We start from the raw sequence: 19850 nt of genomic DNA on the forward strand, positions 1-19850 counted from the left end.
AGTTCTGCATCACTAATATAACCGGCATGAGTGACTGGCTATTCCGTGCGCTTTAGAGCATCGAGTTGTGTTGATAAGAAAGGAAATAGTAATTAACACTCAAGAAGTTGATGTGGTCATTGGCGTTACCGCGTACCTGGTCAGTAGTAACCGTAACCTGGCTGTTTTGCAATATGATGTGCAATCAAGTACTGGCAAATTTTTTGATCGGGCCGAGTGGTAAGATCGTAGCGACCAATCTGAAGGCTCAAAAGATAACCAAAGAATTGACAGAGGTTTTCCAATAATAGTTTAACGAAAAATGCCGGCCCTTGGGAAAGGCCGGCATAAGAGAGCCTGATGTTATAATAGGCTCTTGTGGTTCATTGATCAGGTGTGTTTAATCATGATTTTATGGCAGTACCGATGAAATAGAAACGTTCCCTGCCGCTCCGTTCTGCTGAGCCGATTGATTGCCGTCGATAAAAATTTTACCGCCAATTGAACTGCCGTCCGTACTGATCACGGTTAGTTTAAGCGCCAAGCCATGATTGCTGGAAGTAAATTCATAAGTCCAGTTAGCATCCACGTTATTGGCGGACTGCATATTCCCGTTGGCATCGGAATAGGTAATATTTGATTTACTCGTTCCCTGGATGGTGTACTTAACCGTGTGCACGCCACTGTCGCTCTTTTTACAAGAAAACGCGGCAATTGAGATCAAAGCGATCAGGGAAATAAATAGGATTTTTTTCATGAGATTTATTAATGAACTATTATAACATAATTGTTACAATAGGGATATTCAAATATTGTGCCATCGCAATATTTGCCTGTATGAACCCTTTTAGCACTCATCCATTAGTATCCCGCTGAGGATAGCCGCTGTATTCACCATCAACCAAACGCAAAAAAGCGTCCTGTAAACAAAACATTTTTAAAATAAACTCATTGGTTTTTGGTAGAGCTTCATTCGGAGAAGGAGAAGAAGATGAAATGAACAAGAGCAGAATCTGGTAACTACGCTATTTGTCCTTGTCCATATTACTATTTAAAAACAGGCTCTTAGAAAAGCAATCACAAACTTATTAGGAGTTTATTAGACCCGAAATCAGAAAGCCACTGCCTAATTTTGTATATTTAAAGCCGCATATACACTAAGTGTAAACCATGAAGTCGAGCCTCGAAGTTAAACTTTCCCCAGGCCTGCTGGCCGTAACATACTATAAGGCAATCATAGAGAAAAGACTTTGCCCATCATATCAAACCAAAGGTTACCGTTAAAGAATCCGGTGCCATTGCGCTATCCTGCTGATGTCCCGAATTTAAAAGACAATGCTATTACCTTTTTAAAAAGTTAAGCAATATTAAATTAGTTGAAGTTTTAGGCGCCATTTGAAAAAAAATCCTGTCGCATTTTACTCTGAATACCTTGTTTTCTTTAAAAGCAGATACCTGCAACAGTACTGGTGCTCCTCAAAAATGAAAACCAGAAAAATCATCAAGCCCCCTGCCAAAGGCAAAGGGCTCAACTGATCCGTCCAAATTAAAAATTAAGGAAAAGTAACAGTTCCCATATCCTTAACACCGCCTTTCACAACAACAACATTGTTAATAGTTTTAATCGGATACAGGCTTACCGGTATAAAATTAACATTATAGGTAGCCGCTGGCAGGCCGGAGAAATAAAACTTACCCGTAGCATCGGCAATTGCACCTACCGTGTCCGTTCCGTTAATGGCGTAAACTTTCGGATAGGCAGCTATAGGGCTTACCATACCGGTTATCGCACCCGAAACGGCCTGTGAAATGGCACGGATCACCGGCTTTAATATATACTTTCCGCTTCCTGTGGTTACGATGGACTGCCCGGCATCAAAATCAAGCAATAAGGTATAAGCGATACCCGCTGTCAGGTTATCCATTACCTTCAATTTTACCCCGGATGTCTGCCCGCTTGGCGTGGTCAGATCATGAGATATACCGTTAACAATCACCTTATTACCGGTAGTATTCAGCACCAGGCGGACCTCCTGTAATTGCCCTGCCGGAATATCTGTGGCTGCAAGTAAAGTGTCTTTTCCTAACCTGAAATGCAGGATGTCAATCGGGCCGCCGTTCACATCTAATGTCTGCTGGCCACCCGTGGTAATCACCACAACTTGTTTAACACTCAAAATAACTGCATCATAGGGCCCGGGGCCGTCGGTTAACCGGACAGACAAGGGAGTTGTGTTCGAACTATTGCTTTTTTTACAGGAAGCAAAACCTAAAGCCAGTATCACAACCGAAAATAAAATCATCTTTTTCATCATTCATTGGTTTTAGTTCTGTGTATCTTATTTAATACACATTTAAAAATAACATATTTATACGAAAATTGTTTGAGTTTAAATTAACGATTCATCATCTGTAGTCCTGAAATGAAAAAGCAAGCCCCAGATAGGAGGCCTGCTTTTACTATAAACTACATAAGGGATTTAGTCCTTTCCGTGGCCATGGCCTTTGTCGCCGTGCTTCATATCCTTCATTTCGTCTTTCATATCATGTTTCATTTCTTTCTCGTCTTGTTTGAAACCTTTATCTTCCTGTTTATACCAGCCCTTGTGTTTGCCGTTATCCCAATGGTTACGGTATTTTTCATCGCGGCTGTCCCTGATGATCAATTGATCATGTTTTCCCTTATAGCCGGCATACCTGGCCCGATAGACGTTATCCCTCAACCAGGGGTCACGGTCATTGATCACTACTTTATAGCCATTGTAAAGGTCATAATTACGATACCTATCAGGTAAATAAACGGTATGTACCCAGTTGTTATTCCTATAATAGATATACTGGTGCGTTGGAACGTAGTAATAAGCACCTATATCTGGAAGATAGTAATAGTCTGCGTGGTCATAACCAACCGGGCCCCAGGAAGGCTGACTGCCAATATTTACGCCAACGTTGACATGTATCTGGGCGTGGGATGTGCTGACCACTAAACTGCTGAGCAGTATGACCGAGGTATAAATTAACTTTTTCATAAGTAATAGTTTAAGGGATTATAGTAGTTAACACACCTTTATTAATAAAGTTTCAAAAGAGTAAGGAATCAATTTATTCCACTCAATTAACTATTATTCCGGCCTCCCGGTGCCGTCCTAAATTGATACTCATTTCGATATGAGTTCTAAAAGACATCATCGTTTGCGCTCGAAAAGTTTATAATACTAAAGATCAGCATGTTTTATCTCTCGTCCAAGAAGGCCTTTCGTTTGCCAGACGATCCATACCGATACGGTAGTAAATAGGATCATGGTGTAAATAAAAGGTTTCAATTCGCCGGTGGGTAGTTTTGCAAATAATGCAAATGTGGTATTTATTGCCGCATGAAAAATAATGGTCACCAATAAGCTTCTTGTGCTATTGAAAAGCCATACAAAAACAACCGTAACGGGCAGAAACGCTGTCTTGATCAAAGCAATTATGCCCGGACTTAATGTTGAGCCAATTTCGACCCACCGGGGAACTGAAAATTTAATTTTATTATGCGCCGCGAGTGCTAAGGGTATGTTTATTCACCAAGTTATAACGAAGGTAAGTGAGAAGAATATTATAGCGATACGTAATGTAGGTTTATCATCCATAGATCGATCTTGAAAGCTTCCGGCAAAAACAATTCAATATATAGGTAATATTTACTGTTTCAATCGTTTCCATTTTACATTAATGTACTGCTTAGCTTTTATCCTGCTTTTTTTAAACAGATTTTATATCCCAATTTTCCAGCCGCCAGGCGCTATCCCAAAACATATACTCCAGCTTACAAGATGTCATAAAAGCATTGGTCATCAATTGTTGCTGCATCGGGGTACAAGTCACAGCAACTTCGTCACAAATACCAACGGCCTTCGCCACCAATAAACCAAATTCCTCCCCGGTATAAGTATCGATCCAGTTTTGATAGGGATTATTTGAGCTGTTTTGGTGTTCATAGATAAAATCGCCAACAGTTCTGTATATCCAAAAACAAGGTAATACGGCCGCCATGGCTATCTCAACCGCAGACAAGGATGCTTCTTTTAACAGGTAGCTGGTGTAATGATGGCACGACGGGGATAAAGGTATATTATCACCTATGTTTAATGCTGCAAAATACCCGGCATGTAAGGCGTTTTCGACCACGATAGCCCCTTCGGCAAAACGGATAAAATCCAGCACATGTTCAACCCGGTGTGCCCGCGCAGCAATTAAAGACAGGGTACGACCGAAATGTTCGAGATAATGGGAATCCTGTGCGATGTAAAACTGAAATTTTTGTGTGTCCAGCGTTCCATTGATCATTTGCGTGATGAATGGCATCGCGATGATTTTTTTGTATACAGGGGTTGCCTCCTGCCAGGCGGCTTCACTCCATTTCATATTTAACTAATTTTTGAGGATCAAAAAAGTGATTCAACGGCCCGTGACCTTCGCCGGTCTTTACATCCTTACCTTGCTCAATTGCCTGTTGGATATACTTCTTACTGTTCGATATGGAAATATTCAGATCATTACCTAACGCAATAAAAGAAGCAATAGCGGATGACAGGCTGCATCCCGTTCCATGGGTATTGATGGTATCAACGGCAGTTGACCTATAAATGCGCTCATTACCGTCTTTATTAAGATAAACATCGAACAGATCAGGACCTTTAAAGTGGCCGCCCTTGATTAGCACGGCGTTGCAGCCATAGCGCATGATCCGTACCGCAGCCTCTTTCACGTCCCCAATAGTTTTGATCTCCATTCCGGCTAGAATAACCGCTTCGTCCAAATTGGGTGTGACTAAGCAGGCTATAGAAAATAAATGTTCTTTTAAAGTTTCTACGGTGTCGACAGCGAGCAAACGGTCTCCGCTGGTCGCTACCATTACCGGGTCAAAAATGACCGGTACATTTGGATAATGGCTCAAGGCTTCAGCAATACCAATAGCCAGTTCAGCGCTGTGTACCATACCTACCTTAATTGCAGAAGGTTTCAAATCATCCATAACCGCTTTGATCTGTGCTTTTACAAAATCAACCGGAATAGGATGGATACCGCTAACGCCCAAGGTGTTTTGTACCGTAACCGCCGTAATAGCTGTGGTTCCAAAACATCCCAGGGCACTCATCGTTTTCAGATCGGCTTGTATACCTGCCCCACCACCACTGTCTGATCCGGCAATGCTCAATACAACCGGGTATTTATATTTGCTCATCTTAGATCACCCCGTTTTTTAAATTATACATCACGCCTTTGTACAAAGGCTTTAGTAACTGGATCGCCATTTTGCTGCGCTGCCCAGTTTGACAATAAAATATCAATTTTTTATCCGTAGGCAACTCTTCGATACGATCTTTCAATTCATATAAAGGAACGTTGATCCCACCGATATTATAGTCTTCAAACTCATACGATTCACGCACATCAATGAGGTATATCTCATCTGCAGATTCGCTTAGCCAATTATTCAATTGATCCATCGTGATTTCATCTGGAATAGTCGAGATAGGTATTATATCCGCTGCTTTAACTTCGTTTTGCTGTTTTCCAATCTTGAAAATACCGGTCGTGTTATCCAACGCATTCATGGTCATTAATTTACCCGACAGCGTTTCGCCGATACCGCAAATGATCTTGATAGCTTCGTTAGCCATATAGGTGCCGATAATACCGGGTAAAATACCCATTACCCCAATCTCGGCACAATTAGGTACTTCATCGGCAGGTGGCGCTTCGGGAAATACATCCCTGTAATCGGGCCCATCCTGGTAATTGAACACAGATACGTGGCCTTCAAACTTAAATATAGAGCCAAATACTAGCGGCTTTTTTAAAGCCACGCAGGTATCATTGACCAGATAACGTGTTCCAAAATTATCGGAACCATCGATCACCAGGTCATAAGGCGCGCAAATATCTTCAGCGTTAGCCGATGTGAAGCGCACCGGATAAGCGGTAATAAAAACATGCGGGTTGAGCTTTTCGAGTTTTTCTTTGGCAAGAGCCGCCTTTAAACCGCCAACATCGTTCACCCCATATAAGATCTGCCGGTGCAGGTTGCTGATATCAACAACATCATCGTCGACTATGCCAATCTCACCAACCCCGGCGGCAGTCAGGTACTGTAATACAGGGCAGCCTAAACCGCCTGCGCCGATCATCAAAACTTTGGCGTTCTTTAGTTTTTCCTGCCCGGTTATTCCGATCTCTGGCAAAATGACCTGCCTGCTGTAACGTTTGAGTTCTTCGCCTTTTAACATGCCTATTGCGCTAAACTGTTATCCCAATCTTTCCAAACCGGTTCGTAACCTTGCGACCTGATGACTTGTGCGATTTGTTCAGGGCTGCGTTCGTCGCTGATCTCAAATTGTTCCAATGATCCCGGTTCAACCGCGTATCCGCCGGGATTGGTTTTTGATCCCGCACTGATATTGGTGATACCTAACTTGATGATGTTGTTCCTGAAATTTTCAGATTCCCGCGTGGACATGGAAAGTTCTACCTCTTCGTTAAATATCCGGTATGCGCAGATCAGTTGTACCAGTTCACGGTCACTCATTTCTACTTTAGGCTCTAATCCCCCGCTAAAGGGCCTTAACCGTGGAAAGGATAAGCTATACTTAGTCTGCCAGTAATTTTTCTCCAGGTAACTGAGGTGCAATGCCGTAAAAAAACAGTCGGTGCGCCAGTCTTCTAACCCAATCAAAACGCCTAAGCCCATTTTGTGAATCCCGGCTTGACCCAATCTGTCCGGGGTATCCACACGGTACTGAAAATTGGATTTCTTTCCTTTAGGATGATGTTTTTTATAATCGTCCTGGTGATAAGTTTCCTGGTAGACAAGCACTGTATTTAAGCCATAAGGGGTTAGTTGCAGGTAATCTTCCAGGTCAAGCGGTTGCACTTCCATTGATATATGCGCGAAGTGCGGACGGATCAGGTCCAGTGCCTTTTTAAAATAATCTACATGTACAGTCTCGTTGTCTTCGCCTGTTACCAACAACACATGGTCATAGCCCATCGCCTTGATAACCGCAACTTCCTGCATGATCTCCACCGGCGAAAGTGTTTTACGTTTTACCTTATTATCATAGCTAAAGCCACAATAGGTGCAAATATTTTTGCACTCGTTGGATAGGTAAAGCGGTACATACATTTGTATTACTTTACCAAAACGCTTTAGGGTCAATTGCTGGCTGATAGCCGCCATTTGCTCCAGGTATGGTGCCGCCGCAGGAGACACCAACGCCTTAAAGTCTTCCAGTGTCCGTTTTCTCACAGTTAATGCCTGTTCTACATCAGCGCTCGTTTTAGCGTAGATGCTGGCTTTGGTTTCATCCCAGTTATAGGTTTTGAAAATATCGCTAAAGTTATTCATCTAAAAACGAGGTTAAAGGGCTGCTTGCTACTGCGTAGGTTACCGGTAAAGCGAGTTTGGCTTCATACGCTATCCGTCCGGCTTCTACAGCCATTTTAAATGCCACAGCCATTTGTACAGGGTTACCCGAAACCGCAATAGCAGTATTAACCAAAACGGCATCGGCACCGATCTCCATCGCCCATGCCGCATCAGATGGTGAGCCGATACCGGCATCCACGATCACAGGTACATTGCTCTGGCTAATAATTATCTCTAAAAAGTCAATGGTCTTTAGCCCCTTGTTGCTACCGATGGGCGAACCCAAAGGCATAACCGCTGAAGTACCTGCATCTTCCAGCCTTTTACATAAAACCGGGTCGGCATGAATGTAGGGTAAAACTATAAATCCTAATTTGGCCAGTTCTTCAGTCGCTTTTAAGGTTTCGATAGGGTCAGGCATCAGATACTTAGGGTCAGGGTGGATCTCCAGCTTGATCCAGTTGGTTTCTAATGCTTCCCTGGCCAATTGTGCCGCGAATACTGCTTCTTTGGCCGTACGTACGCCCGAGGTATTGGGCAACAGGTTAATATGAGGGTATTTTAGTCGGATCAGTAAGTCGTCCTGATCGTTATTTTTCATATCCACCCGTTTAAGTGCTACGGTGACCAGTTCCGAGCATGAGGCGAGCAGGGCTTCTTCCATTAAAACGGAAGAACTGAATTTGCCGGTACCGGTAAACAAACGGGAGTTAAAAGTTTTATCAGCTATGGTTAACATGGTTTTTAGTTTAAATAAGTTCATTGATGGGTGGGACATTCAACCGTTGGTAGCTATGTTCAACAATAGCTTTCGGGTCTGCCGCCCTAGTGATTGCGCCGGACATTGCAACTCCATAAAGCCCGGCATCCATGAGCGCGGTGATATCTTCAGGCAATACGCCTCCGATACCGATAATCGGAATGGTCATGCTTGCGGCATGCATTTGTTTTACAATAGACTTAAAGCCGTCTAACCCTAAAATTGGACTTAGCTTTTCTTTAGTCGTCGTAAACCGGTAAGGGCCGCAACCAATATAGTCGACACCTTCAGCCACCCTTTGCTGTACATGCTGAAAAGTATTCGCGGTTCCGCCAATGATCAGTTTTTGACCGACAATACGCCTTGCCTGAGCGACCGACATATCCTGCAGACCCAGGTGAACGCCATAGGCTCCCGCTTTTAGTGCGATTTCTGGGTGGTCGTTTACGATCAGTTTAGCACCATACTGCTTGCATAACCTGTTTGCTTCTATGGCATATTCCAAAATAACATTAACGGGCTGGTTTTTTACACGGAGCTGCACCCATTTGCAGCCGGCTTCGAGGGCTTGGCTGATGGCAGTCAAGTGAGAATCATTTTCAGGCTGCTGCGAAATATAATGTAATTTATCAATTATGGTATTCATGTTATATTTAATCTGGCAAGTTTTCTTTTAATTGAATAAAGCACTCTACAGCTTTATTCGGCTCATTCCAAAGCGTACCTAATACTGCAGCGCCATCAAACCCCATCATTTTAAGTTTTGTTAGGTTGGATATTTCAACTCCCCCTAAAGCGATCACTTTAGGTTTGATATTGGCTTTATCCAGTTTAAAATCAGCGTCTAATGTACTTTGGTAGCCAGGCTTTGATATACTATCGAACACAGGCCCGTAAAAAACATAATCAAAATTCATTAAATCGTGAAGTAGCGAAACATCATGAATGGATGTGCTTAACCTAAACCCATCATCAAGTTGACTTCTCCATTTCTCAGAGTTTGACGCTTCTCTCATCATTTCGGTATAATGCAATCTTTTGATTCCATACTCAGCCGCGATCTCATGATACTGGTGCAAGGCGATGCGCTCATAAAATCGGGGTGCGATGCCGTTCAATAAATCTTTTACTGACCGGATATCGCTTTCCGGTTTCCGGAGATGAAAACATTTCAAGCCCGCCATAAACAGGTTATTGATGAGTATCGGTTCATCAATAAGAGGTGTCGGATTTGAAATGACGATCAGTTCCATATTATAAATAGATCTCACTGCCTTTTTGTAAAAACTCTTTCGATTTTTCTTCCATGCCTTTCGACAAGGCATCCGTTTCACCCATACCATTCTCCTTAGCATAGTCGCGTACGTCCTGCGTGATTTTCATTGAGCAGAAGTTTGGCCCGCACATGGAGCAGAAGTGAGCGACCTTGGCACCGTCGGCTGGCAAAGTTTCATCATGAAATTCCCTGGCCGTGTCCGGGTCAAGAGACAGGTTAAACTGGTCTTCCCAACGGAATTCAAAACGCGCTTTGCTTAAGGCGTTATCACGGTATTGCGCTCCCGGATGACCTTTGGCGAGATCGGCCGCGTGTGCTGCAATTTTATAGGTAATCACCCCATCCTTTACATCCTTTTTGTTAGGCAGCCCTAAGTGTTCCTTAGGGGTGACGTAACAAAGCATCGCCGTACCGAACCAGCCGATCATCGCCGCGCCGATAGCCGAGGTAATATGGTCGTACCCCGGTGCGATATCGGTAGTCAGAGGTCCTAAGGTATAAAATGGTGCTTCACCACAATGTGCTAACTGTTTATCCATATTTTCCTTGATCATATGCATCGGGATATGTCCGGGGCCTTCAATAATGGTTTGCACATCGTGCTTCCAGGCAATTTTGGTCAGTTCGCCTAATGTTTCAAGTTCACCAAATTGCGCGGCATCGTTGGCATCGGCAATACAACCGGGTCTTAAACCATCACCCAAAGAAAAGGCCACGTCGTACGCTTTCATGATCTCGCAGATCTCTTCAAAATGCGTGTACAGAAAATTCTCTTTATGGTGCGCTAAGCACCATTTCGCCATAATGGAACCGCCGCGCGATACGATCCCGGTGATACGCTTAGCAGTAAGCGGCACGTAACGTAACAGTACGCCTGCATGGATCGTGAAATAATCTACACCTTGTTCGGCTTGCTCGATCAGGGTGTCTCTGAAAAGCTCCCAGGTCAGGTCTTCGGCTTTGCCATTTACTTTCTCTAAGGCCTGGTAAATTGGAACGGTACCGATCGGTACAGGGGAATTACGGATGATCCATTCCCGGGTTTCGTGGATGTTTTTACCAGTAGAGAGGTCCATGATGGTATCCGCGCCCCAGCGGCAGGCCCAAACTGTTTTCTCTACTTCTTCTTCGATACTGGATGTAACGGCAGAGTTACCGATGTTGGCATTGATCTTCACCAGAAAATTACGCCCAATGATCATTGGCTCGCTTTCGGGGTGATTGATATTAGAGGGGATGACTGCGCGGCCACAGGCTACTTCCTGACGTACAAATTCCGGTGTGATATATCCCTTTGGCGTGTTCGCACCAAAACTATGGCCCGGATGCTGGTGCGACATCACCTCATATTGGCCGTTCAATTGTTCCTTTAACAAATCAATACGCTGATTTTCACGAATGGCGATATATTCCATTTCGGGCGTGATGATCCCATTTCGGGCGTAATGCATTTGCGATACATTCATACCCGGCTTGGCTTTATACGGTTTACTAATATGTGCAAACCTTAAAGCATCCAGGTTTTGGTCATTGGCCCGCAGGTTTCCGTAATCGGAGGAAATTGCCTTCAATTGATCTACATCACCCCGGTCAACGATCCATTTCTCACGTAGGCGTGGTAAACCTTGTTTTACATCTATTTCAATATCAGGGTCAGTAAAGGGGCCGCTGGTATCGTAAATAGTTACGGGTGCATTCGGTTCGGTTTCGCCGAAACGGCCATGTAATTTGGTTTCGCTCAGGCTTACCTCGCGCATGGCCACTTCAATGTTATGAAGCTGCCCTTTAACATACACTTTGCGTGATGCCGGAAACGGCGTTCGGCTGATCACTTGTTCGTTTGGAATTTTTTCAGTTTTCATAATTGGGTTTGCTTTATTTATCCGCCTTGGGTTGCTTTGATAATGGTGAGGTTATCGCCTGGTTTTAGGGAATGGGTAGGCCAATAACTCTTAGCAATGATATCCTGGTTAACCGCAATAGCAATTCCTTTAACTGGCTGCAAAAGGATGGTATCAAGCATTTGCTGAAGAGAGCAAATTTCTGAAACAGAATAAGTTTGTTGATTTACGGTGATTTCCATCCTGTTTAAATTTATTAAACTGTAGGAATGGACCCGTTAGAGGATTGGTAAACAACACGAGGGTTGTTCTACTTTTCCCTTCGTCAGTACTAACTGCATCAGGTTCAAAGGGTATTTCTCAGCACAAGGCACCCCTAAAGTTTTTTGTAAATGTATAGAATAAGTTTCAAAAGAAAAATAATCTATGAAATGTTCTTAGTCCTTGGTCGACCTTAGTGGAGATTCCGGAGCCATTGACACCTCATTCCGGAATGTCAGGCAGACGATTCCGGAACACTTTGACCATATTAAATCCTTGATTATTAATTTCATTTTTTCTACCTGTTTACATAAATAGGTGCTCTGAGGCGCACGGAATCGCATGGTCAATGGCTCCGGAATCTCCAGGTTAATACGCCCGACTATAAATATTCCATTGTCTCGACCTTTATGGAAACGAAATAATCGTAGTTGAATTAAAAGCGTTATAGGGTGGCTTCAGCTACAAACAAGTTTATTGACTGTTTGTAGCTGGAATTTCACTGATTAAAAGGCGTCTTAAAGCCATCATATAACCTACATGAAGACCTTCGTGGAACAGAACAAATGATATTGCTTCTTCAATATTAGCAACTTCGATCCCGTAGTTTGTTTTCCAATGAGGGTGATTTGAAAAGAAGCCTTCTTCATGATCCTTACCAAATTGATCTATTGCGGTTATATAAAGCTTTTTCATTCGGATAACCTCTGCACTCGTCACCAATTTATTTGGTGTTGTCCCAGGCTTGTATGATGCTAAATATTCTTCATCAATAAATATTTTCAAGCCTGAGCGCAGATAGCAGATACTTTGCTGGCTCGCAATCAGGTGGCCCAGATTCCAGATGATATTATTGTTATAACCCACCGGTACTTCATTTAATTGTACAGTAGTTAAGCCTTCAATTAGATTTAACAAGTAAACCCTCGTCATTTTTATTCTTTCGATGCCTTTTTGCATATCCGTAATTTAATTTTTAGCGATCAGTATCCACTTTGCCCAGATGATCTCTTCTTTCCTGTAATTCCCGCCAGGTTGTTAAAATAAATCCCCGCTGCCCTATAAATTCCTTTAATTCAGGATCGGTCATTGCCAGCAGATCGCCCTTTCTGGTATTGCCAGAATCACTTATGTACTTAAATTGTCCTCCTGCATTGGTACAGTGAATTAGTATGACGGTTATTCCCGGTTTTACAGATTGAAGCAAAGCCTTATATTTTTCGGTTTTGAATTTCCTTAGGTTGTCATCGGTGGGCTCTATGCCAGCAGGCAGTTTCCAGTCATAACTTAAAAGGTACAAGTCATCTACCACCGCCAGACCTCCGTTCCATATCCTTTTTCCGGTATCTTGAATGGCTTTCATTACGGCCGTGGTATCATAGTTTTTATTCCCGGTTCCTTTTACCAGCGTGTTCAGTCCGGCAAGCGGTCCTTTTCCAAGTTCCTGCCGCAAAAAGGTATTGCCTCCTGCTGAAAATAAAATTGGGATATGTTCTTTAATGCCTACTTTAATATATCGCTCAAGATATTCTGGAGAGGCCCACAATGTACCCATGTGGGTGTCCAAGTGGGTTGGGTTAAAACCCATTTTTCTTGCACGTGACAGTTGAGCCATTATTTCAGCTTCTATCTCATCCGGCGAAGCATGGCTGAGCACATCTGCAACATTGTTCCATAAAGCGCCCTCATTATCTGATAAACCGGGAGATTTATTGACTCCGGAAACAGAACCCCAACGGTATTCTTTCCATTCAGAAGTAAGTGTAAGGTGAAGACCTGCATCTAAATTTGGATGTTGGCTGAGATAATGAATCATGTTGGGCATCCAAGGACAAGGCATCATCACACTGAGAGAAGTTGCTAGACCTTTTTCAAGTGCACAGATTACGCCCCGATTCGAATCATACGACATTCCGGCATCGTCAACATGAAAAAGGATCACCTTGTCGCCTTTTTTCCACCCCAATTTTTCCGCATAGGTTTGCGGGACCTGGCTATGCAATTCGTTTGAAAAGCAATTCAATAGTAAGCCTAGTACTAAAATGAACTGTCTGAATTTAATGAACGTTGAAAACTTTATCTTTATAGCTGACATATGGGAATGATTTGACTTCGCCTCAAAGTAAAGCAAGAAAGCCAGCACCCACAATAAGTCAAATTTTTATGACTACCGAAAAAACCGATCTAACTCTGCATTGCCCCAAAGAATATTTATTAAAAATGTTAACCGGGAAATGGAAACCCTGCATTTTCAGATATGCAACTCAAGGCCCTGTCCGGTTTGGTCAGATAATGAAATTATTACCTGAAGCTACCAGGCAGGCTCTCACCAATGCCTTACGTGAATTGGAAGGAAGTGGTATTCTTGAACGAACGATAGTTAAATTGAAGCCATTGCATGTTGAATATCGTCTTACCGAGCTGGGCATAGAATTTATTCCGATTTTTAAGGCCGTAGAAGAATTAAATCTTTTGCCGGTTATGCAAAAGAACTAATCACGACCAATCAGCCCGAAAGAATTTAGTTAATGACTTAATTACTCAGCAAACGAAAAACTGAATTACCGAATTCCCAATGATGGTTTTCGGGTCGAAATGATCTTATTGCAATTATGTAGTATATCGGTAATATGTAGGCGTTTACGCTAAGTGGAAATTCCGGATTGCTTGACCAGGCGATTCCGTAGGATATAGAGCACCGATTTGTGTAATCCATTAAAAAAGTTCCAATTAATAATCAATGAAATAAGATGGTCAAAGTGTTGCGATCAAATTGTCTGCAATTTCGGAATGAGGTGATTAATGGCTCCGGAATGTCTACCTTGGGTGCCATCACTGCCTAAACCAGAAAGCACTACAACAATAGCTTTGGTACCGCAATCCGCCGCGAGGGAATTAAAAAATGTATTTATAGTAAAGTGAGGGCCTGAAGCTTTTTCCTTGTTTGTTAAATATAATGTATCATCGCTTATGGTCATGAACTTATCGCTGGGGATAAGATACACCTGGTTGCTTTTTACATGCATACCATTTTTAGCTTCTTCAACTACAATTGCTGTGCTTGGCCAGCAATTCAACCATCCTGCTTTTAAAATCAGAAGATAAATGCTGCACAAAGATATAGGATACGCCATCTAAAGGCGTGTGGTCAAAAAAGAATTGATTTCTTCCATGCCGCCAGCAGAGGCGCCAATAGCAATAATATGGTGGGGGGCATCTTTCGGTATGTCAGGACTTTAAAGAGCGGCATAAGAATTTTTAAAAATTCCGAGATGGTAAAAAGTGAGTGAAATTAAACTTACAACTATATTTTGAAAGTGAGCATTTTATTGACGTTTAACAGGGGGTATTTATAGTTAAAAGCCTTACCCAAAGCTATCAGGAATGGAATAGTTTAAATCGCAATTTTACTGGCATCATTTTAGATACATTGCTTTTATATATTACAGGATATGATCATTAGAAAACCGGGAGTTGATGATGCAGAATTAGTCCGGCTGATTTTATTAAAAAGCAGAGCGGGCGCTGAAGTGCTATATGATAGGTATGCTATGGTTTTATTGTTAGTGATCATTCGCATTATTCCTGAAAAAAAAGAAGCTGAAGCTGTGCTTGAGCAAACCTTTATTAAAGTCTGGAACTCTTTCGATGTTTATATCCAGCAAAATGGAAAGCTGCTGCCCTGGATGATTGTTATTGCCAGAAATTTGATAAAAGATACTGTTAAGGGTAAAATTATTCGACCAAAAACGGCAGTCAAAACTTGAAAAAGGTATAAGCTAATTAACCGGCTTATCTAATTTTAAATACAGACCCGTTTTACTATGATTCTTTTAGTAAGAACAATGATATATTAATCACTTAAATAAAAAGTTATGCTACATCAAAATCACCACGAGCTTATTCAAAAACTTTTAAATTGCGCTTTGTCTTGCGAAAATTGCGCTACCGGCTGCTTAAAAGAAGAAGATGTTAAAATGATGGCCCGTTGCATCAGCCTTGATCGGGATTGTGCAGATATTTGTATCCAGGCAGCACGATTATTAAAACGCGATTCAGAAATAGGTCATCAATACCTGTTGATATGTGAAGAAATTTGCAGGATGTGCGCCGCAGAATGTGGTAAATATGAGCATGAACATTGCAAGCAATGTGCCCAGGCATGTAAAGATTGTGCCGATGCCTGTCATGCCCACCACAAGCCAATTACTCAGAATTAATCTCTTATTGAATAGGACAGGTAAGATGTTACTATCAACTACGATTATTATTTGTATCTCGAAATTATATTAATAACATACACCAAATTATAAAACCATAAAAAAAATACGAATTGCCATGTCGTCCCAGTTAGTATACATTATTCGTTGAAGGCATGCAAATTTCTTTATAGTATATAAATTATTCATAATATAAAACTTTTAACCTTTTTATGTCTTATATGGTCAATAGTGTTTAACGGTCATAAAATTGCAATCAAACATTAAAGGCCTTTAAATTATTTCTTTTCCTGCCCAATACTACTATCATCATTTAAAACCTGCTATTGCGAGATCAAACAAGGGTACTGTATTGAGCATTAATGGCGGTTCCTCCAGTATTAAGTTCGCTTTATACACGGCAGATATGGCTTTAATGCCCTTATTATCAGGCCGCAAAGCAGGATGAGGCAACATATTGGGCATTATAATCATATTATAAAAATTGTTTCATACAAAAGGTATCAAAAAACGAAAAGCATGGATAGTGATTAACAATAAATATTTAACCAACTTATTATCAATTACTTTTTTGTTTAATAAATAAATAATTTCATTTTACCCGATAGAGGCGTTAATTTGTATCCCACCCGATTGCCCTTTCTTACTACGCCCGTTTATCCAGTTGCGTGCAGGCACTTCTACAAAACGATAGGTTAAAGAAGATACCAATATGGTTACCGCAATAAAGCCGATGCTAATGAGCCAGGCTGTAGACATATCTGGCTTAAGCGGCGGCCCTGCCTGTACCGTTTTACCTATGGGATGCAGGTAAGCAGTGATGCTACCCATAGTATACAACAAAGGCTCGTGAACAAGATAAATGGAAAAAGACCAATCGCCTAGTAGTTGAAGTGGTTTAAGGGCGAACAGTTTATCGATTCCGGCACTGCCGTATGATCCCGAAAGCAAAAGCAACGGGAAAAAAGCTACGGTAATCACATCGGGTAAAGCCAGGTGCATGCAGGTAAAAACACCAATGCCAATAATCGCTATTGCGTACCCATTACTTAATAGTTTGGCGCCCCAACTCGCTTTATAACATTGGTACATAGCCATGCCCAATGTAAAGCCACATAAACACCTTAAAAATCCAAACTGGTAGGCAACGTTAAGCGATAGTGCTGCAGGATTTATTTTTACAAAAGGCAATTCAGGTGGCACCGTTATGATTGGAATGATATAATAAGTTATCCCCAGGTAGCCTATGAAACAAAGCGCTATTACCATTATTATTCCTGACGGCTTAAGCTTCATAATTGGCTTAACCAAAAAGGGAAATACCATATAAGCCCACCATTCCGTACTGATGGACCAGGATGCGTGGTTCCAGCTAAACCAATTATGTAAATTCATAGAATGTATCAAAAGCAGATTGGTAAAAACGGAGTAGCCGCTATCAGCTGATTGAAGTACCGGCACTTTAGGTATCTGCAGTAAGGAAGATATATAAAACAGAATGATAGTATATATCAAAGTTACCAGGTGCATAGGGTATATCCTTGCAAAACGGGCGATGGTAAATTTTTTAAATTGTGTGCCGTTAATAGCCTCTGCAAACCATTTACTGTAAACGTGGCACATAATAAATCCGCTTAGAATAAAGAAGAAATCAACCATTAGGTACATCCTGCTTAGTATCATCGAGTCGTTAAACTTTACCAGGCAATCGCCACCGGAACCGAGTGTTAAATCGAGATGAAAAAATACGGTAAGCAATGCTGCTATGCCGCGTAATGGCGTAAGGTTAGCTAAATAACGTATGGTTTTTTGCATGGGTATTGTTTAGTATGCACAAATTAGTTATGATTTAAAGGAGAATCACTTTAAGCGGCGCTGCATTTGAATATTTTGTAAACTTCAATTGGCTCTTCAGCAATGGTTTAACATTTTAAAAAAGTCAACTGCCTGCCTTAGGTAGTAGGCGGTTATTATAGTAATTACTTTTAATGTAAGCGGGTTGTGCGCTGAATTTGATGGTGTCATGTTTTGAATTATGCTGGTTAAAAAAACAGTTGTGCAAACTTGCCTGCAAAAGCCTGCCAGGGTGCCGAAAGTTGGAACTCCCAGATCAAATGCATGGCCAGTAAGATTCCCAACGTAATCAAATAAGGTCTATATGGCTTTTTATTAATCACATCGTATATAATAAATCCAATAGCCAAAGCATCCGTTAATAAAAGTGAATATTCCAGTGCCAATGGGAATGGCATACCACCGTAAATAATCATCGCCCTGCCTATTCCGGGGCCAAGCAATAAAAATGATGTGGCTATCATGTACCTCATGTGGTAAGCGCTATTCTTTTTATAAACCATAGCCAAAATATATAGGGTTCCAAAAGCAACAATATCTGGCAGGTTCAATGCCAGGCTTCCCAGGTTTTGTTCTTTGGGGATGATAGGTGCCAATCGTTGAAATTGGCCTTTTGTAACTAAAAAGATCGAAAGCAAAAGCAAAGGTATCAGCACATAAGATACTTTCCCTAAATTGCGGTGCATCTCATATTTTTTATAACGGATTAAAAAAGGCTGAACAATTAGCATTGCAAACCAGCTCAACATCATCAGCCCATGAAAGTGCTGTACGGTAGTTACACCGCTAAAGGATGGGAACAGGCCGAAATAAGGTCTGTAAAAGCCCCAGATTACGAATGCAAAGATAACTACTACGAAGTAGCTAACATTTTGATAGGTTTTTTCCATGATGGATTTGGTTTTTATTATAAAAGTGACTTAAAAGCAAGTAGGTATGGTGGTAAAAAATCGGCATATTTTATTTTAATCGTACAATACTTTTCATTACACTCGGAAAGGTTGAAAATGCCAGCATGTCGTGGCCCGGAATGAATAGGTCGGTATTTTTCACCATCCCCATCCGCTTCAAATTATTTGCAATTATAAGCGCCGAAAGTTTAAGGTGATTTTTCATGTCTTTTATTTGATAATAACTTTCATTTTTAAAAAACAGGTAATAAGTGATTGATAGCTCTGAAGCCCAAATGTTAACAGTCTGTTTTTTTAAAATTACTTGGAATGTTTTCGCAAAAAAATTGTTTTTGTTATAAACAGGTTAAATATATCGATCATAAAAACCTTGTTATTGTACAAATGCGACATTGCTCATTATGGGTTTGGTATTTAATGTTTAAGCAGGTAATTGATAAAGTCTAAATCTATTTTTACCAGGTTGTTGGGCGAAACCTTAAGATATTCTTTAAAATACCTGATCATATGGGCCTGGTCAAAAAACCCGTTATTATAGGTCAATTCTGTCCATGTTATATTCGGGTTTGCCTGGAGGTAATTCATCGCATTTTTAAAGCGGATAATCTGCACATACACTTTAGGGCTTATACCAACTCTTTTATGGAAGTGCCTTTCCAGCGTTCTCCGGTTTATTCCGCTGCTATCCGCAATCTTTATTATGCTGATACCACCTTGTGATTCGTGAATAAGTACCAATACTTTTTTCAAATCGCCGCAATTGTCTTCAATTGGGATTCGATTCAAAAAAAAGCTGTTTAATATTTCAAGCTGCTGTTCCCTGTCATCGGCCAAAACCAGCTCCGCTATTAAACGCTCTCCGATCTTTTGGCCTAAAAAATCAAGCAGATCTACCGACTTATTTGTTATTGCATCAGTATTATACCCAAACAGTTGGTACATACCCATAGGCTGAAAGAAAACGACCAGGAAAGTAAGCTGCCCAACTGCATGGCCGGTAATTGGATAGGTGGTTTGACCAATTGCGTAACTTGGTTGATGGGCAATCGGATTCCCCTTAAAGTCTTTCCCGACAACCACTCCATCTTTATCGCATTTTACCCGGATCAAAAAGCCTGTCAAACCGTTTGGCGGCGAAATTAAAGGCGCTGTAGCCCCAGCAGGCAACTCCATTAACCCGTAAGAAAATATATATTCGGAAAGACGTGGATCAGTTGGAAAAAATGAATATTGGATCATACGATAATTGGTGAACAGGTACACTGCGAATGATATTATCTGCAGATAGGTTTTATTTAATACTTGTATTTTACGGGCTTGTAAGCACCTCGTTTTAC

General features: G+C 41.4%; 22 protein-coding genes and 1 riboswitch. Of the genes, 3 read left to right on the forward strand and 19 right to left on the reverse strand.

All coding sequences use genetic code 11. The features are described from left to right. Positions 1-391 precede the first annotated feature (391 nt). From RHM67_RS08985 to RHM67_RS09050, 14 genes are all read right to left on the reverse strand, one after another. Positions 392-736, reverse strand: coding sequence for an MmpS family transport accessory protein (locus RHM67_RS08985; protein ID WP_322231809.1), 345 nt, complete (start codon positions 734-736; stop codon positions 392-394). A 796-nt stretch (positions 737-1532) separates the two neighbouring features. Continuing rightward, the gene (locus RHM67_RS08990) at positions 1533-2294 is read right to left on the reverse strand and encodes a DUF4382 domain-containing protein (RefSeq protein ID WP_322231811.1); all 762 of its coding nucleotides are present in this window, start codon (positions 2292-2294) and stop codon (positions 1533-1535) included. A 165-nt stretch (positions 2295-2459) separates the two neighbouring features. After that, positions 2460-3008 (reverse strand): hypothetical protein, encoded by a 549-nt coding sequence (locus RHM67_RS08995; protein ID WP_322231813.1) that lies wholly within the window; start codon positions 3006-3008, stop codon positions 2460-2462. 715 nt (positions 3009-3723) lie between these two features. Then, positions 3724-4386 carry a thiaminase II gene (tenA, locus tag RHM67_RS09000; protein ID WP_322231815.1) on the reverse strand — a complete coding sequence of 221 codons (663 nt, stop codon included), beginning with the start codon at positions 4384-4386 and terminating at the stop codon, positions 3724-3726. Continuing rightward, positions 4373-5206 carry a bifunctional hydroxymethylpyrimidine kinase/phosphomethylpyrimidine kinase gene (thiD, locus tag RHM67_RS09005; protein ID WP_322231817.1) on the reverse strand — a complete coding sequence of 278 codons (834 nt, stop codon included), beginning with the start codon at positions 5204-5206 and terminating at the stop codon, positions 4373-4375. Before thiD ends, tenA begins: the two co-directional genes overlap by 14 nt. 1 nt (position 5207) lies before the next feature. Beyond that, positions 5208-6251 carry a HesA/MoeB/ThiF family protein gene (locus RHM67_RS09010; protein ID WP_322231818.1) on the reverse strand — a complete coding sequence of 348 codons (1044 nt, stop codon included), beginning with the start codon at positions 6249-6251 and terminating at the stop codon, positions 5208-5210. A gap of 2 nt (positions 6252-6253) precedes the next feature. Next, a complete protein-coding gene (gene thiH, locus RHM67_RS09015) occupies positions 6254-7369 on the reverse strand; it encodes a 2-iminoacetate synthase ThiH (RefSeq protein WP_322231820.1) in 1116 nt (371 codons plus the stop codon). After that, on the reverse strand, positions 7362-8129 hold the full coding sequence (locus RHM67_RS09020; RefSeq protein WP_322231821.1) for a thiazole synthase: 768 nt from the start codon (positions 8127-8129) through the stop codon (positions 7362-7364). Before RHM67_RS09020 ends, thiH begins: the two co-directional genes overlap by 8 nt. A gap of 10 nt (positions 8130-8139) precedes the next feature. Next, positions 8140-8796 (reverse strand): thiamine phosphate synthase, encoded by a 657-nt coding sequence (locus RHM67_RS09025; RefSeq protein ID WP_322231822.1) that lies wholly within the window; start codon positions 8794-8796, stop codon positions 8140-8142. 7 nt (positions 8797-8803) lie between these two features. After that, positions 8804-9403, reverse strand: coding sequence for a thiamine phosphate synthase (locus RHM67_RS09030; protein ID WP_322231824.1), 600 nt, complete (start codon positions 9401-9403; stop codon positions 8804-8806). Position 9404: 1 nt separating this feature from the next. Continuing rightward, a complete protein-coding gene (gene thiC, locus RHM67_RS09035; protein WP_322231825.1) occupies positions 9405-11288 on the reverse strand; it encodes a phosphomethylpyrimidine synthase ThiC in 1884 nt (627 codons plus the stop codon). 17 nt (positions 11289-11305) lie between these two features. After that, positions 11306-11509, reverse strand: a complete 204-nt coding sequence (thiS, locus tag RHM67_RS09040) for a sulfur carrier protein ThiS (protein ID WP_322231826.1) — start codon at positions 11507-11509, stop codon at positions 11306-11308. Between the two features lie 58 nt (positions 11510-11567). Further along, positions 11568-11655, reverse strand: a riboswitch (TPP riboswitch). Between the two features lie 347 nt (positions 11656-12002). Next, positions 12003-12488: a DinB family protein gene (locus tag RHM67_RS09045; protein ID WP_322231827.1), complete on the reverse strand. Its 486-nt coding sequence runs from the start codon at positions 12486-12488 to the stop codon at positions 12003-12005. Positions 12489-12504: 16 nt separating this feature from the next. Then, a complete protein-coding gene (locus RHM67_RS09050) occupies positions 12505-13623 on the reverse strand; it encodes a polysaccharide deacetylase family protein (RefSeq protein ID WP_322231829.1) in 1119 nt (372 codons plus the stop codon). 68 nt (positions 13624-13691) lie between these two features. On the opposite strand from RHM67_RS09050, the gene RHM67_RS09055 reads away from it, so the two are divergent. Next, positions 13692-14024, forward strand: coding sequence for a helix-turn-helix domain-containing protein (locus RHM67_RS09055; RefSeq protein WP_322231831.1), 333 nt, complete (start codon positions 13692-13694; stop codon positions 14022-14024). A gap of 272 nt (positions 14025-14296) precedes the next feature. On the opposite strand, the gene RHM67_RS09060 is transcribed toward RHM67_RS09055, so the two are convergent. Then, a complete protein-coding gene (locus tag RHM67_RS09060; protein WP_322231833.1) occupies positions 14297-14662 on the reverse strand; it encodes a chemotaxis protein CheB in 366 nt (121 codons plus the stop codon). 318 nt (positions 14663-14980) lie between these two features. Between RHM67_RS09060 and RHM67_RS09065 the strand changes: the two genes are divergently transcribed. Then, the gene (locus tag RHM67_RS09065; RefSeq protein WP_322231835.1) at positions 14981-15295 is read left to right on the forward strand and encodes a sigma factor; all 315 of its coding nucleotides are present in this window, start codon (positions 14981-14983) and stop codon (positions 15293-15295) included. A gap of 108 nt (positions 15296-15403) precedes the next feature. Continuing rightward, the gene (locus tag RHM67_RS09070) at positions 15404-15748 is read left to right on the forward strand and encodes a four-helix bundle copper-binding protein (RefSeq protein WP_322231837.1); all 345 of its coding nucleotides are present in this window, start codon (positions 15404-15406) and stop codon (positions 15746-15748) included. Positions 15749-16345: 597 nt separating this feature from the next. On the opposite strand, the gene RHM67_RS09075 is transcribed toward RHM67_RS09070, so the two are convergent. The 4 genes from RHM67_RS09075 to RHM67_RS09090 all read right to left on the reverse strand — a co-directional run bounded on the left by RHM67_RS09075 (position 16346) and on the right by RHM67_RS09090 (position 19686). Further along, complete coding sequence (locus tag RHM67_RS09075; RefSeq protein ID WP_322231838.1) at positions 16346-17563, reverse strand: acyltransferase; 1218 nt, start codon at positions 17561-17563, stop codon at positions 16346-16348. A 227-nt stretch (positions 17564-17790) separates the two neighbouring features. After that, on the reverse strand, positions 17791-18492 hold the full coding sequence (locus RHM67_RS09080; RefSeq protein WP_322231839.1) for a hypothetical protein: 702 nt from the start codon (positions 18490-18492) through the stop codon (positions 17791-17793). Positions 18493-18562: 70 nt separating this feature from the next. Beyond that, the gene (locus tag RHM67_RS09085) at positions 18563-18718 is read right to left on the reverse strand and encodes a hypothetical protein (protein WP_322231841.1); all 156 of its coding nucleotides are present in this window, start codon (positions 18716-18718) and stop codon (positions 18563-18565) included. A gap of 209 nt (positions 18719-18927) precedes the next feature. Next, positions 18928-19686, reverse strand: a complete 759-nt coding sequence (locus RHM67_RS09090; protein WP_322231842.1) for an AraC family transcriptional regulator — start codon at positions 19684-19686, stop codon at positions 18928-18930. Between the last annotated feature and the right edge of the window lie 164 nt (positions 19687-19850).

It is taken from the genome of Mucilaginibacter sp. 5C4 (assembly GCF_034345625.1).
Taxonomy (GTDB): Bacteria; Bacteroidota; Bacteroidia; order Sphingobacteriales; family Sphingobacteriaceae; genus Mucilaginibacter; species Mucilaginibacter aurantiaciroseus.

Coding starts and splice junctions, on each gene's coding strand:
- RHM67_RS08995 (WP_322231813.1), bottom strand. CDS start 3,008: ATGAAAAAGTTAATTTATACCTCGGTCATACTGCTCAGCAGTTTAGTG.
- RHM67_RS09010 (WP_322231818.1), bottom strand. CDS start 6,251: ATGTTAAAAGGCGAAGAACTCAAACGTTACAGCAGGCAGGTCATTTTG.
- RHM67_RS09025 (WP_322231822.1), bottom strand. CDS start 8,796: ATGAATACCATAATTGATAAATTACATTATATTTCGCAGCAGCCTGAA.
- tenA (WP_322231815.1), bottom strand. CDS start 4,386: ATGAAATGGAGTGAAGCCGCCTGGCAGGAGGCAACCCCTGTATACAAA.
- RHM67_RS09085 (WP_322231841.1), bottom strand. CDS start 18,718: ATGAAAAATCACCTTAAACTTTCGGCGCTTATAATTGCAAATAATTTG.
- RHM67_RS09070 (WP_322231837.1), top strand. CDS start 15,404: ATGCTACATCAAAATCACCACGAGCTTATTCAAAAACTTTTAAATTGC.
- RHM67_RS09050 (WP_322231829.1), bottom strand. CDS start 13,623: ATGTCAGCTATAAAGATAAAGTTTTCAACGTTCATTAAATTCAGACAG.
- RHM67_RS09060 (WP_322231833.1), bottom strand. CDS start 14,662: ATGGCGTATCCTATATCTTTGTGCAGCATTTATCTTCTGATTTTAAAA.
- RHM67_RS08985 (WP_322231809.1), bottom strand. CDS start 736: ATGAAAAAAATCCTATTTATTTCCCTGATCGCTTTGATCTCAATTGCC.
- RHM67_RS08990 (WP_322231811.1), bottom strand. CDS start 2,294: ATGATGAAAAAGATGATTTTATTTTCGGTTGTGATACTGGCTTTAGGT.
- RHM67_RS09030 (WP_322231824.1), bottom strand. CDS start 9,403: ATGGAACTGATCGTCATTTCAAATCCGACACCTCTTATTGATGAACCG.
- RHM67_RS09080 (WP_322231839.1), bottom strand. CDS start 18,492: ATGGAAAAAACCTATCAAAATGTTAGCTACTTCGTAGTAGTTATCTTT.
- thiC (WP_322231825.1), bottom strand. CDS start 11,288: ATGAAAACTGAAAAAATTCCAAACGAACAAGTGATCAGCCGAACGCCG.
- RHM67_RS09090 (WP_322231842.1), bottom strand. CDS start 19,686: ATGGAGTTGCCTGCTGGGGCTACAGCGCCTTTAATTTCGCCGCCAAAC.
- thiD (WP_322231817.1), bottom strand. CDS start 5,206: ATGAGCAAATATAAATACCCGGTTGTATTGAGCATTGCCGGATCAGAC.
- RHM67_RS09065 (WP_322231835.1), top strand. CDS start 14,981: ATGATCATTAGAAAACCGGGAGTTGATGATGCAGAATTAGTCCGGCTG.
- thiH (WP_322231820.1), bottom strand. CDS start 7,369: ATGAATAACTTTAGCGATATTTTCAAAACCTATAACTGGGATGAAACC.
- RHM67_RS09045 (WP_322231827.1), bottom strand. CDS start 12,488: ATGCAAAAAGGCATCGAAAGAATAAAAATGACGAGGGTTTACTTGTTA.
- thiS (WP_322231826.1), bottom strand. CDS start 11,509: ATGGAAATCACCGTAAATCAACAAACTTATTCTGTTTCAGAAATTTGC.
- RHM67_RS09075 (WP_322231838.1), bottom strand. CDS start 17,563: ATGCAAAAAACCATACGTTATTTAGCTAACCTTACGCCATTACGCGGC.
- RHM67_RS09020 (WP_322231821.1), bottom strand. CDS start 8,129: ATGTTAACCATAGCTGATAAAACTTTTAACTCCCGTTTGTTTACCGGT.
- RHM67_RS09055 (WP_322231831.1), top strand. CDS start 13,692: ATGACTACCGAAAAAACCGATCTAACTCTGCATTGCCCCAAAGAATAT.